General features: G+C 67.0%; 14 protein-coding genes. 12 read left to right on the top strand and 2 right to left on the bottom strand.

Annotated features, from left to right (window positions below; translation table 11 throughout):
- Positions 1 to 20: 20 nt before the first annotated feature.
- The 12 genes from arlG to HZS54_RS22850 all read left to right on the top strand — a co-directional run bounded on the left by arlG (position 21) and on the right by HZS54_RS22850 (position 10,378).
- A complete protein-coding gene (arlG, locus tag HZS54_RS22795) occupies positions 21 to 482 on the top strand; it encodes an archaellum stator protein ArlG (protein WP_179919382.1) in 462 nt (153 codons plus the stop codon).
- Positions 479 to 1,240, top strand: a complete 762-nt coding sequence (arlH, locus tag HZS54_RS22800) for an archaellum protein ArlH (RefSeq protein WP_179919383.1) — start codon at positions 479 to 481, stop codon at positions 1,238 to 1,240. The genes arlG and arlH overlap by 4 nt, the downstream gene beginning before the upstream one ends.
- Positions 1,241 to 1,265: 25 nt before the next feature.
- On the top strand, positions 1,266 to 2,942 hold the full coding sequence (locus HZS54_RS22805) for a type II/IV secretion system ATPase subunit (protein WP_179919384.1): 1,677 nt from the start codon (positions 1,266 to 1,268) through the stop codon (positions 2,940 to 2,942).
- The gene (gene flaJ, locus HZS54_RS22810) at positions 2,942 to 4,696 is read left to right on the top strand and encodes an archaellar assembly protein FlaJ (protein ID WP_179919385.1); all 1,755 of its coding nucleotides are present in this window, start codon (positions 2,942 to 2,944) and stop codon (positions 4,694 to 4,696) included. The genes HZS54_RS22805 and flaJ overlap by 1 nt, the downstream gene beginning before the upstream one ends.
- A 441-nt stretch (positions 4,697 to 5,137) precedes the next feature.
- Complete coding sequence (locus HZS54_RS22815; RefSeq protein ID WP_179919386.1) at positions 5,138 to 5,446, top strand: hypothetical protein; 309 nt, start codon at positions 5,138 to 5,140, stop codon at positions 5,444 to 5,446.
- A 51-nt stretch (positions 5,447 to 5,497) separates the two neighbouring features.
- Positions 5,498 to 6,214 (top strand): SOS response-associated peptidase, encoded by a 717-nt coding sequence (locus HZS54_RS22820; protein WP_179919387.1) that lies wholly within the window; start codon positions 5,498 to 5,500, stop codon positions 6,212 to 6,214.
- Positions 6,215 to 6,291: 77 nt separating this feature from the next.
- Positions 6,292 to 6,483, top strand: coding sequence for a 30S ribosomal protein S17e (locus tag HZS54_RS22825; RefSeq protein ID WP_179919388.1), 192 nt, complete (start codon positions 6,292 to 6,294; stop codon positions 6,481 to 6,483).
- A gap of 139 nt (positions 6,484 to 6,622) precedes the next feature.
- Positions 6,623 to 7,660, top strand: a complete 1,038-nt coding sequence (gene asd / locus HZS54_RS22830; protein WP_179919389.1) for an aspartate-semialdehyde dehydrogenase — start codon at positions 6,623 to 6,625, stop codon at positions 7,658 to 7,660.
- A gap of 116 nt (positions 7,661 to 7,776) precedes the next feature.
- Positions 7,777 to 8,019, top strand: coding sequence for a hypothetical protein (locus HZS54_RS22835; RefSeq protein ID WP_179919390.1), 243 nt, complete (start codon positions 7,777 to 7,779; stop codon positions 8,017 to 8,019).
- 60 nt (positions 8,020 to 8,079) lie between these two features.
- The gene (locus tag HZS54_RS22840; RefSeq protein ID WP_179919391.1) at positions 8,080 to 8,673 is read left to right on the top strand and encodes a DUF6663 family protein; all 594 of its coding nucleotides are present in this window, start codon (positions 8,080 to 8,082) and stop codon (positions 8,671 to 8,673) included.
- Positions 8,674 to 8,763: 90 nt separating this feature from the next.
- Positions 8,764 to 9,909, top strand: a complete 1,146-nt coding sequence (locus HZS54_RS22845; RefSeq protein WP_179919392.1) for an SPFH domain-containing protein — start codon at positions 8,764 to 8,766, stop codon at positions 9,907 to 9,909.
- Between the two features lie 73 nt (positions 9,910 to 9,982).
- Positions 9,983 to 10,378, top strand: coding sequence for a hypothetical protein (locus HZS54_RS22850; RefSeq protein WP_179919393.1), 396 nt, complete (start codon positions 9,983 to 9,985; stop codon positions 10,376 to 10,378).
- A 17-nt stretch (positions 10,379 to 10,395) separates the two neighbouring features.
- Here HZS54_RS22850 and HZS54_RS22855 read toward each other — a convergent pair whose 3' ends face one another.
- Entirely contained in the window at positions 10,396 to 11,370 is a 975-nt protein-coding gene (locus tag HZS54_RS22855; RefSeq protein WP_179919394.1) for a D-2-hydroxyacid dehydrogenase, read from the bottom strand.
- Between the two features lie 44 nt (positions 11,371 to 11,414).
- On the bottom strand, positions 11,415 to 11,915 hold the full coding sequence (locus HZS54_RS22860; protein WP_179919395.1) for a DUF7321 family protein: 501 nt from the start codon (positions 11,913 to 11,915) through the stop codon (positions 11,415 to 11,417).
- Positions 11,916 to 11,921: the final 6 nt, after the last annotated feature.

An 11,921-nucleotide genomic window follows, 5' to 3' on the forward strand; every position in this document is an offset into this window, starting at 1 on the left:
CGGCGCGGAGGTGGTCCAGCGTGGCTAGCGTCTCCGTCTCGCACATGATCCTGTTCATCGCGTCGATGCTGGTCGCCGCCAGCGTCGCCGGCGTGTTCACCGACACCGTCGGGCAGCTGAGCAACGCCATCGACGACCAGGGACTGCAGGTGAGCCAGGACGTGCGCACCGACGTGGAGATCATCAGCGACAGCGGGTCGTCGAACGTCTACGACGACGCCGCGAACAACATCACGCTTCACGTCAAGAACACGGGATCGGAGACGCTACCGGCCGACCCGAGCGCGGTCAACGTCTTCGTCGACGGCCGGTTCGAGACGAACGTGAACGTGTCGCTGTACGGCGAGGGGCCCAACTGGCGGCCCGGGTCGGTCCTGAAACTCGTGATCGACCGGAGTGACGACCCGCTCAACTCCAACACCGACCACCGCGTGAAGGTGGTCGTCAACGGCGACGAGGAGGTGTTCGAGTTCCGCACATGAGTATCGCAACCAACGACCTGTTCTCACTGGGCTGCAAAGAGCGCGACCGGATCAACAAGGAACTGGGCGGCGGGATCCCGCCGGGCAGCATCGTCCTCGTCGAGGGCGACTACGGCGCCGGCAAGTCCGCCATCAGCCAGCGGTTCGCCTACGGGCTCTGCGAGGAGGACCACTCGGTGACGATGCTCTCGACCGAGCTCACGGTCGGGAGCTTCCTCGACCAGATGCACTCGCTGAACTACGGCATGGTCGAGCACCTCCTCGACGAGAACTTACTCTTCCTCCACGCCGACATCGGCGACGGCAACACCTTCTCCGGCCAGGAGAAGCAGGGCGACCGGAAGGAGCTGCTCAAGCGGCTGATGGAGGCCGAGGTGATGTGGGACTCGGAGGTGGTCATCATCGACACCTTCGACGCCATCCTCCGCAACGACCCCAAGTTCGAGGCGCTGGTCCGCCAGAACGAGGAACGCCAGGCCGCCCTGGAGATCATCTCCTTCTTCCGGGACATCATCTCCCAGGGGAAGGTCATCATGCTGACCGTCGACCCCTCGACGCTCGACGAGGAGGCCATCGGTCCCTTCAGAGCGATCGCCGACGTGTTCCTCGAACTGGAGATGATCGAGGTCGGCAACGACGTGCGCCGCCAGATCAGCGTCCTCCGCTTCGCCGGCATGGGCGAACAGGTCGGGGACACCATCGGGTACTCGGTGCGGTCGGGTACCGGCATCGTGATCGAATCGCGCAGCGTCGCCTGACCCTACCACGGAGACAAGCACAGCCATGACAGACCACGGACGACCCAAGCCCTCGGACGAACTCAGACAGGTGGCCTCGCGCCGCCCGCACCTGATGGACCACCTGAAGAAGTTCAAGCAGATCACCGGGGAGTTCCCCACGTTCATCGAGGAGGCCGACGACGACTACGAGTCAAAGCGGCCGAACGTCCTCTACCCCGTCGGCGGGCCGATCTTCTGTCACATCTACGGCGACATCGGCCAGGACATGAAGTACTACGCCATCGAGCCGGAGCTCGACGAGGAGGAGTCGGTCGTCTTCGAGCAAGTGCGGAACAAGCTCCTCCAGAAGTCCGTCAACAAGCCCGCCCCCACCAGCGACACCGAGTACGACGACCGCATCGAGGAACTCCTCCAGGAGTCGACCGCCGTCAAGAGCGGCGCCGGCGACGAGAACGGCGTCCTCTCGCGGTTCAACAAGTTCTCGAACATCGGCAAGGTCGAGGTGACCGAGCACACCTACGAGAACATCCTCTACCGGCTCAACCGCGACATCGTCGGGCTCGGCCCGCTCGAACCGGTGATGCGCGACCCCGCCAACGAGGACATCCACGTCATCGGCCCCCACGAGTGCCACGTCGACCACTCCGTCTACGGCATGCTTTCCACCACTGTGGACTTCGGCACCCCCGAGGAGTACGACCAGTGGCTCAAGAACATGGGCGAGCGCATCGGCGACCCCGTCTCCGACAGCGACCCCATCGTCGACTCCACCCTGCCGGACGGCTCGCGTCTCAACCTCATCTACTCCGACGACGTCTCGGTCAAGGGCCCCTCGCTCACCATCCGCCAGGGCGACGACGTTCCCCTGTCGATCTTCCAGATCACCAAGTGGGGCACGCTGAGCCCGCAGCTCTCGGCGTACCTCTGGCTCTGCTTGGAGAACGAGCAGACCGTCTTCGTCGTCGGGGAGACAGCGTCGGGGAAGACTACCACCCTCAATTCCATCATGGCGTTCATCCCCCGCGACGCGAAGATCTACACCGCCGAGGACACCGCCGAGGTCCTCCCGCCCCACGACACCTGGCAGAAGCTCCTCACCCGAGAGGGCGAGGACGAGGGGTCCAGCGTCGACATGTTCGACCTCGTCGCGGCCGCACTCCGTTCGCGCCCCGACTACATCATCGTCGGCGAGGTCCGTGGCGAGGAGGGGCGGATGGCGTTCCAGGCCGCCCAGACCGGCCACCCCGTCATGCTGACCTTCCACGCGAGCGACATCGTCTCGATGATCCAGCGCTTTACGGGCGAACCGATCAACGTCCCGGAGACGTTCATGGACGTGGCCGACGTGGCGCTGTTCCAGAACCGCGTCAAGCAGGGCGACCAGGTCCTCAGGCGGGTCACCTCCGTCCAGGAGATCGAGGGCTACTCCAAGGAGATGGACGGGGTCGTCACCCGCCAGTCCTTTTACTGGGACCCGGTCGAGGACGAGATCGTCTTCCAGGGCATGAACAACTCGTTCGTCCTCGAAGAGCAGATCGCGACGCTGCTGGGCTACGAGGACACCCGTGACATCTACGACGACCTGAACTTCCGCGCCAGCGTCATCGAGCGCGCCATCCAGGAGGGAATCCTCGGGTACCACGAGGTCAACGAGCTGATCGAGGACTTCCAGCGCGACGGCGTGGAGGGGCTCCCCTTCGACATCCACAGGACCGAGTGATGGCGTCGGCAGACGAATCCGCCGGGACCGTCGAACTCACGCTCACCTCCGCCCTCGCGGGACTCGTCGACGCCTACGAGCAGATGCCGATGCCGCTGAACCGGTACCTCGGCGTCATCCTCGTCCCGTCGGCCGTCTTCTTCGTCGCCACCGTCGGCGTCGCGCTCCTGCTCGACGTCGCGCTGATGATCCGCGGGCCGATCCCGCTGCTGGGCTTCCTGATGTTCGCCTCCGCCGTGTTCTACCCGAAGATCCTGCTCTCCCAGCGCAAGGCGGAGCTCAACAACCAGTTCCACCTCGTCGTCACCCACATGACGGTCCTCGCGACGACGAACATCGACCGGATCGAGGTGTTCCGCCAGCTGGCGAAACAGGACCAGTACGGCGAGATGGCCGCCGAAATCGGCCGCGTCGTCGAACTCGTCGACACCTGGAACCTGAGCCTCGACGACGCCTGCCGCCGCCGCGCCAAGCAGGTCCCCAGCGACGCCGTCTCCGACTTCTTCGACCGCCTCGGCTACACCCTCGGCGCCGGCCAGGCGCTCGACGACTACCTCGTCTCCGAACAGGACCAGATCATCGCCAACTACAAGACCGTCTACCAGGGGACGCTGGACAACCTGGAGGTCATGAAGGACCTCTACCTGTCGATGATCCTCTCGATGACCTTCGCGCTCGTCTTCGCCGTCGTCCTCCCGGTCCTCACCGGCACGGACCCGACGATGACCGTCAGCGCCGTCATCGTCCTCTACGTGTTCGTCCAGTCGGGCTTCTACCTCGCCATCCGCTCGATGGCACCGCACGACCCGCTGTGGTACCACCCCGAGGACAAGCCCTCGCCCGTCGAGTCGAAGATCCGCAACGCCACGGTCGCCGGTACCGCACTGTCGGGCGGCCTGCTGGCCTTCTCGCTGGTCGGCATGCTCGGCCTCTCCCCCGTCACGCTGGACGACGTGGTCTTCTTCCTCGACCCGCTGCCGCTGCCGTTCTACGCCGCCATCCCGACCCTCCCCCTCCTGATCCCCGGCCTCGTCGTCGGCGCCGAGGAGAAGAAGATCAAGGCGCGCGACGAGGAGTTCCCTAGCTTCATCCGCGCGCTCGGAGCGACGGAGGGCGCCAAGCAGTCGACCACCTCGACGGTGCTGGAGTCGCTCCGCAAGAAGGACTTCGGCCCCCTCACGGACGACGTGGACAACCTCTACAAGCGGCTGAACATGCGCATCGAGACGACCCAGGCGTGGCGCCACTTCACCGCCGAGTGTCGCTCCTCGCTCATCCAGAAGTTCTCCGAGATGTACCTCATCGGCCGCGAGATGGGCGGCGACCCCAAACTGCTCGGCGAACTCATCTCCGAGAACATGATGGAGGTCCAGCAGCTCCGCCAGCGCCGCACGCAGGCCACCACCACCCTCGTCGGCCTCCTCTACGGTATCACCGCCGCGTCGACGTTCGCCTTCTTCATCGGCCTCCAGGTCGTCAACATCCTCGCCTCGATGAGCCTCGACCTGCAGAGCGGCACCAGCAACTTCGACGTGGGCAGCCTCATCAACACCGAAGTGTACAACATCCCGCTCATCGAGTTCCTGCTGATCGTCATCATCATGTTCGGCGCCATGCTGTCGGCGCTGATGGTCCGCACCGTCGACGGCGGCCACAAGATCAACACCTACGTCCACTTCGTCGCGCTCACCTGGGTCGGCTCGATCACCGCCGTCATGACGAAGTGGCTGGTGACGCAGTTCCTCGCCATTTAGAGACCACTTTTTTCGGCGGAGAGCTCCTCGCGCGCCGGAGGCGCGCTGCGGGGATCCTCCGCCGAAAAAACGTGGGGAAAAAAGCCGGACGACTCGGTCGCTGCGCTCCCTCGCGTCCGGTGTCTGCGGGAGTGAGCACCGCGAACGACCGCAGGCTCGTCAGAGCTTGCTCTGACCGCGAACCGCGCCTGCGGCGCGGATGCTCGGTGGCGAACCTGCCTGTCCCCGGGTCGGCCGACGAGACGGCCTCCCGGCCACCGCACCGCGCCGCTCCGCCACCGCCCCGCACCGCTCCGCCTCGCGACCGCTCCGCCACCGCCCCGCACCGCTCCGCCACCGCCCCGCACCGCGACCACCTCCGCAGCAGCAATTACCCGCACCGCGATCGCTCCGCCTGAACGGCCCCCTACAACTATCCGGGGGCCGGTCGACCACCGTCCCATGGCAGAACCGGAAGACACGCTCGCGCGCTCGCCCGTCGACTTCGACTCCGCGGTGGCCTACGCGCTCCACCCGGAGATGCGACGGCTCATCATCCTCTATCTCGTCGGGACGCTCCTCCTACCCATCGGCCTCTCGATGTTCGTCAATCCCCCCTTTATCGGCGGGCTCGCGGAGATAATCCGCCAGATCATCGGCCTCGTCATCGTTCTCATCGGCGCTACCTTCTTCTTCGGCGGCGTCGTCGGCGCGGCGTTCAAGGTCGTCGCCGACGCGAACATCCTCGCCGCCGCGCTGTTCGAGGACTGACCGGAGCCGCGTGACTGTGCCGTTTTATCGGTGGCGCTCGTAGCGGGTGCCATGTGTGGCCGCTACAGCCTCTTCGCCCCGCCCGAGGACATCGAGGAGCGCTTCGACGCGACGTTCGACTACGAGTTCGAACCCCGGTACAACGCCGCGCCGAGCCAGTCGCTCCCCGTCGTCACCGGCGACGAGCCCGAGACCGTCCAGCGCATGGAGTGGGGACTGATCCCCTCCTGGGCCGACGACCGCTCGGACTTCGAGTTCATCAACGCACGCGCGGAAACAGTACGAGAAAAGCGGAGCTTCGCCGACGCCTACGAGTCCCGACGCTGTCTCGTCCCCGCCGACGGCTTCTACGAGTGGACCGACCTCGGCGGGGCGAGCGGCAAACAGCCCTACCGCGTCACCGTCGGCGACGACGAGCTGTTCGCGATGGCTGGGTTGTACGAGCGCTGGACCCCGCCCCAGACCCAGACCGGGCTCGGCGACTTCGGCGGCGACTCCGAACCCGATAGCGACCCCGAGCCGGTCGAGACGTTCACGATCCTCACCACGGAACCGAACGACACCATCGCGGACCTGCACCACCGGATGGCCGTCATCCTCGACCCCGCCGAGGAGGACCGGTGGCTCACCGACGGCCCCGACGCGGTCGAGGCCCTGCTCGACCCCTATCCCGCCGACGCCATGCGGACATACCCCGTCTCGACGGCGGTCAACGACCCCGCCAACGACACGCCGGCGGTGCTGGAGGAAGTCGAAGTCGGCGGGTGAATGAGTCCGGATCGCCGCCGATCCCGGCGCGCCACCGATTCGAATCCTTTTAGGGCGCGACCGGATAACGGGACGGTATGGCTATCAAACCCGCCTACGTCAAGAAGACCGGGACGCTGCTGATGGAGCGGTATCCGAACGCCTTCGGTCAGGACTTCGAGCACAACAAGGAAGTCGTCACCGAACTCACGAACGTCGAGTCGAAGGGCGTCCGGAACCGCATCGCCGGCTACGTCACCCGCAAGCAGGGCCAGCCCGCCGAGGCGTAAGCGGCGCTCCGTTCTCTCTGTTCTGTCTCCGACCGCCCCGAGCGACGGCCGCGCCGTCCCCGGAATTGCGGATGATAGACCCTGACCGTGGTAGACGTATCCAAACTGTTTTGAAGGCCGGTCGCACTATCCCGGAACAATGACTGTCAGCGTAGGCATCCTCGGTGCGACCGGTGCAGTTGGGCAGCGACTCATCCAGCTGATCGACCCGAACCCCGACTTCGAGATCGAGGCGCTCACCGCCAGCGAGTCCAGCGTCGGCAAGAGCTACCGCGAGGCGAGCAAGTGGCGCATCGACACGCCGATCCCGTCGGGCGTGGCCGAGACTGAGGTCGTCGCCACCGAGCCCGGCGCGGTCCCGGACGACGTGGATCTGATCTTCTCGTCGCTGCCCTCCAGCGTCGGCGAACGCGTCGAACCGGAGTTCTGCGAGGCGGGCTACGTCGTCTCCTCGAACTCCTCGAACGCCCGGTCGGACGACGACGTGCCGCTCGTGATCCCGGAGGTCAACGCCGACCACATGGACCTCATCGAGGTCCAGCGCGACGAGCGCGGCTGGGACGGCGCGCTCATCAAGAACCCCAACTGCTCGACGATCACGATGGTGCCGCCGCTGGCCGCCCTCGACGACGCCGCGACGCTCGAACGCATCGAAGTCGCCACGCTCCAGGCGGTCTCCGGCGCCGGCTACTCCGGCGTCTCCTCGATGGAGATCATCGACAACGCCATCCCCCACATCGGCAAGGAGGAGAAGAAGATGGAGACCGAGTCCCGGAAACTGCTCGGCGAGTTCGACGGCGCCGAGGTCCACTGGCACGACGCCGACGTGGCCGCCTCCTGTAACCGCATCCCGACCATCGACGGCCACCTGGAGAACGTCTGGGCCGACACCGAGGAGGACCTGTCGCCCTCCGAAGCCGAGGAGGCCCTGGAGGCGTACCCCTCGCTGGACCTCCCGAGTTCGCCCGACCAGCTCATCGAGGTGTTCGACGAGCCCGACCGCCCCCAGCCCCGCATGGACCGCAACCTCGGGAACGGCATGACCGTCTCCGTCGGCGGCGTCCAGGAGACCACCCACGGCCTCCAGTTCAACTGCCTCGCCCACAACACCCTCCGCGGCGCGGCCGGCGCGAGCGTGCTGAACGGCGAACTGCTGGTCGACTCCGGTTACCTGTAATAGACAGCTCGGCCTGACCGTCGCCTGCCGGGCGCGTTTCGCGGAGACACGGTCGAGCAGCCCTTCCGATTCCGGTGTCCCGAGCGTTTTTCCCCGGGCCGCGTACAGTTGATCGTATGACACCATCGGGAGGCATCAACGAGCGACTCCGCAGGCGGGCGACCGGCCACGATTCGAGGCGATCGAGGGTGCTTGCCGCCGTCTTCAGCGTTCTGCTCGGGACGTATCTCACGATGGAACTGACCGATGCCTGGGAGTTGCCGGCAGCGTACGCGCTGGCAACGAAGGTGCTCACGGGCTGTGTCGTCGTCGGTCTCGTCTACCTCTGCTACAGTTACGTCCTCAATCGCCCGGACTGAGCCGGCGCGCCACCGAACGGAAACGACGGAGGTTATCCCGTCCGACCCCCTACTGCGGGTATGGACGAGGGGACCTATCGCGTGTTGCCCGGCGGCGACGAGGAGACCTGGCGCTTTCTCGACCGCGACACCTACGAGACCGTCGCCGTCCCCCGCGAGGGCCACGACGCGCCCGTCGCGGATCTCAGACCGGGCTATCTCGTCGAGGCCGGACTCGACTGGGGATCGGAAGAGCCCGCGGTCCGGACGCTCTCGGTGCAGCGACCCACGCTCTACACGTACGTCGCCGACGCCGACCCGGTCTTCGAGGTGGCCCAGAGCCTCTGGGAGGAGACACGCGCGAGCGGCGACGGCATGAACGCGACCCAGACCTACAACACGGACAACGCGGTCAACGGCGTCTGCTACGTCTTTGCCGACTCCGGCCAGCCTGCCATCTTCGACGAGTTCCGGAGCGGCGCACGGCCGATCGAACCGCTGGTCGACCGGGTCAACGACGGCCCGGACGAGCCCGAAGCGCGGGAGGTGTTCGTCCTCGACCCGGTCGACAGCGCCTTCACCGTCGTCGCGATCACCCTGTCGAAGGGCGGCCGCTTCGCCGAGACGATGCGGGAGACCTACGAGCGCGATCACCCCGACGAGCCGCTGGTCTGACCCTCCCCGGCGAGGGTCGACGCCGCTTCGGGTCGGAAAACGCGCCCGTCGGTGCGACATCTTATCAGTCTGCAACGCCCTAGCACGCGTATGAGCATCCCGTCCGTCGTGGCCGCCCTCGCAGGGTCGCCCACACCGCCCCTCCAGTCGTTACCCGGCCTCTCGCCGCTGACGATAGTTGGGGGGATCCTCCTCCTGATCGCTATCGCCGCGGTGTACTCCGCGGTCGAGATCGTCGAGGCCTACGAGAAAGAGGCGCTGACGGTGTTCGGCGAGTACCGGAAGCTACTGGAGCCGGGGATCCACGTCATCCCGCCCTTCGTGAGTCGCACGTACCCCTTCGACCTCCGAACCCAGACTATCGACGTACCCCAACAGGAGGCCATCACCCGCGACAACTCGCCGGTGACCGCCGACGCGGTCATCTACGTCCGCGTCATGGACGCCAAGAAGGCGTTCCTCGAAGTCGAGGAGTACAAGCGGGCCGTCTCGAACCTCGCCCAGACGACGCTTCGGGCCGTGCTGGGCGACATGGAACTGGACGACACGCTCTCCCGGCGGGAGATGATAAACGAGCGCATCCGCGAGGAACTCGACGAACCCACCGACGAGTGGGGGATCCGTGTCGAGAGCGTCGAGGTCCGCGAGGTCAACCCCGCCGCCGGCGTCAAGCAGGCCATGGAGCAACAGACCTCCGCCGAGCGCAAACGACGCGCGATGATCCTCGAAGCGCAGGGTGAACGGCGCTCCGCCATCGAGCAGGCCCAGGGTGCGAAACAGTCCGACATCGTCCGCGCACAGGGGGCGAAGCAGTCGCAGATCCTCGAAGCCCAGGGCGACGCCATCTCGACCGTGCTACGGGCGAAATCCGCCGAGTCGATGGGCGAGCGGGCGATCGTCGACAAGGGGATGGAGACCCTGGAAAACATCGGCCAGGGCGAGTCGAACACCTTCGTCATGCCACAGGAGCTCACCTCACTGGTCGGGCGGTACGGCAAGCACCTATCGGGCGGCGACGTGAACGACATGGCGGGCGGCGACGGCGAACTCGACTCGCTGGACTTCGACGACGAGACGCGCGAACTCATCGGTCTGGACAACATCGCCGAGATCATCGGGGAGATCGACGAGGAGGCGCAGGTCGACATCGACGCGATGGAGGAGGAGGCGCGGGCGATCAAGGAGGGCGACGACGCGCGGGCGAGCAGGTCCGAGCGGGTCGAGGAACGCGAGTAACCGCGGCGCCGGCCGTTCGCGCCGACCCCACCGCACCTCAAGGTTTATACCTCGACTCGGCGACAGTTCCGCCATGGTCTCCAGAGACACGACCGTCCACGTGACGGTCGTCGCCCTCGCGATCGCCGGACTCGCAGTCCTCTCTCGGCTCACCGACGACCCCGCGAGCGCCCCGACCGTCGTCGGGTTCGTCCTCTACAACGGCGCGGTCCTCGCGGGCGCGCACCTCTATCTCGCCTGGCGGGGTGAGGACGGCCTCGTCCCCGTCGCCTCGCGCTGGCGGTTCGTCGCCGCGGTGGCCGCGGTACTCGCGCTCGGCGCCCTCGTCCTCGTCACCGACCCGGTCCCGCTCGGACCGGTCAGTTCCGACGCGCTACTGGGAGCGACCGCCGGTGTCGTCGCCCTCGCGTACCTCGTCGTCGAGGCCCGCGACGGCTACCGCGAGTCGACTGCCGGGGGCGGTCACTGACCGGCGTCTGCGCTCGCTCAGACGACCTGATTCGGCAGCCCCGTCCACTCGCCGCGCTCCTCGGCGGTGTCGACGGCCTCGGCGACGATATCGGCGAGCCGCTCGAAGTAGTTCGGGGTGTGGCCGGCGTTGTGCGGGGTGATCAGGACGTTCTCGAAGGTCCACAGCTCGTGGTCCTCCGGGAGCGGTTCGGGGTCGGTCACGTCCAGCGCGGCGCCGCGGATCGAGTTCGACCGGAGCGCGTCGACCAGGTCGCCGGTGTGGACGACGCCGCCGCGGGCGGCATTGACGAGGACGGCGTCGGTCGGCATCGTCTCAAACACCTCGCCGTCGATCAGGTGCTCGGTCGCGTCGGTCAGCGGGCAGGCCAGCACGACGTAGGCCGCGTCGGCGACCGCCTCGGCGATGTCGCCGTAGCCGTACACCTCGTCGGTCGGGCCGCCCTTCTCGGGGGTGTAGCGGACGCCGACGGTCTCGACGTCGAAGCCGCCGAGGCGCTGGACGACGGACTCGCCGATGGGGCCCATGCCGACGACGGCGACCGTGCTGCCGGCGAGTTCGCCCGTGCGATGGGAGCGCCACTCCCGGCGGCGCTGGCGACGGCGCGATTCGAGGAACTCGCGGGTGAACGTGAGGATCGCGCCGACGGCGTACTCGCCGATGTTCGGGCCGTGGACGCCCGAGGCGTTCGTGACGGCGACGCCGTGCTCGCGGAACGCGTCGAGCGGGAGGTGGTCGACGCCGGCGAACGAGCAGGCGAACAGCTCCAGATTCTCCGCGCGTTCGAGGTCGTCCTCGTCGATGGAGAAGCCGGCGACGACGCGGGCGTGTGGGAGCAGTTCGCGCTCCTCGTCGGGAGTCGCGGCGTAGCCGACCTCGCGGTCGGGCAGGCGCTCGCGCAGCGCGTCGACGTACTCGCTCGGCGGGATGCCGTGGATGTTCTGTCGCAACACCAGCACTTCGGGGGCGTCGGGGGTCGACTCGGCTGTCATGCTCCCCGTGTTCGACCGCTGCGGGCAAAAAACCGACCGCCGTCTCAGAGCCCGACGAGTTCGAGCACGTCGTAGCGGAGGACGTAGCGGGCGACGCCGGCGCCGTAGGCCAGGACCCAGAAGATGACGTAGCCGAACACGCCGATGCGCAGGCGGCTGCGCCAGTGGCTCATCCGGTCGCCGCCGATCTCGTCGAGCAACACGTCCTCGTCGTAGTCGTTGTAGAGGTCGTGGCGCCGCTTTGCGGTGAAGATCCTGACGATCCCGGTGAACCCGAACGCCAGCAGGGCGTAGGCCTGGGCGCCGAGGAAGGCGTGGACCATCGCGAAGCTCCCGAACTGGTCGAGCAGGCGCGGCGCCATCCAGACCAGCATCGGGACGGTCGTCAGCACCAGCCCCGTCACCACGAACTTCAGGTGGTGCATCAGCACCGACCAGGTGACCGGCTCGGTCTCGATGATGTACCACGCGCCGTAGAAGAAACAGGGGAAACTCGCCGTCACGGCCACCAGTACGACCGTCGCGATCACCCTGTCCGTGACCATGGTCGG

Source organism: Halosimplex pelagicum (assembly GCF_013415905.1).
Classification (GTDB): Archaea; Halobacteriota; Halobacteria; order Halobacteriales; family Haloarculaceae; genus Halosimplex; species Halosimplex pelagicum.

Excerpts from the sequence above, each read along its gene's own strand:
- HZS54_RS22825 (WP_179919388.1), top strand. The coding sequence starts at position 6,292 with ATGGCTATCAAACCCGCCTACGTCAAGAAGACCGGGACGCTGCTGATG.
- HZS54_RS22820 (WP_179919387.1), top strand. The coding sequence starts at position 5,498 with ATGTGTGGCCGCTACAGCCTCTTCGCCCCGCCCGAGGACATCGAGGAG.
- asd (WP_179919389.1), top strand. The coding sequence starts at position 6,623 with ATGACTGTCAGCGTAGGCATCCTCGGTGCGACCGGTGCAGTTGGGCAG.
- flaJ (WP_179919385.1), top strand. The coding sequence starts at position 2,942 with ATGGCGTCGGCAGACGAATCCGCCGGGACCGTCGAACTCACGCTCACC.
- HZS54_RS22855 (WP_179919394.1), bottom strand. The coding sequence starts at position 11,370 with ATGACAGCCGAGTCGACCCCCGACGCCCCCGAAGTGCTGGTGTTGCGA.
- HZS54_RS22845 (WP_179919392.1), top strand. The coding sequence starts at position 8,764 with ATGAGCATCCCGTCCGTCGTGGCCGCCCTCGCAGGGTCGCCCACACCG.
- HZS54_RS22835 (WP_179919390.1), top strand. The coding sequence starts at position 7,777 with ATGACACCATCGGGAGGCATCAACGAGCGACTCCGCAGGCGGGCGACC.
- HZS54_RS22850 (WP_179919393.1), top strand. The coding sequence starts at position 9,983 with ATGGTCTCCAGAGACACGACCGTCCACGTGACGGTCGTCGCCCTCGCG.
- HZS54_RS22815 (WP_179919386.1), top strand. The coding sequence starts at position 5,138 with ATGGCAGAACCGGAAGACACGCTCGCGCGCTCGCCCGTCGACTTCGAC.
- HZS54_RS22840 (WP_179919391.1), top strand. The coding sequence starts at position 8,080 with ATGGACGAGGGGACCTATCGCGTGTTGCCCGGCGGCGACGAGGAGACC.
- HZS54_RS22860 (WP_179919395.1), bottom strand. The coding sequence starts at position 11,915 with ATGGTCACGGACAGGGTGATCGCGACGGTCGTACTGGTGGCCGTGACG.
- HZS54_RS22805 (WP_179919384.1), top strand. The coding sequence starts at position 1,266 with ATGACAGACCACGGACGACCCAAGCCCTCGGACGAACTCAGACAGGTG.
- arlH (WP_179919383.1), top strand. The coding sequence starts at position 479 with ATGAGTATCGCAACCAACGACCTGTTCTCACTGGGCTGCAAAGAGCGC.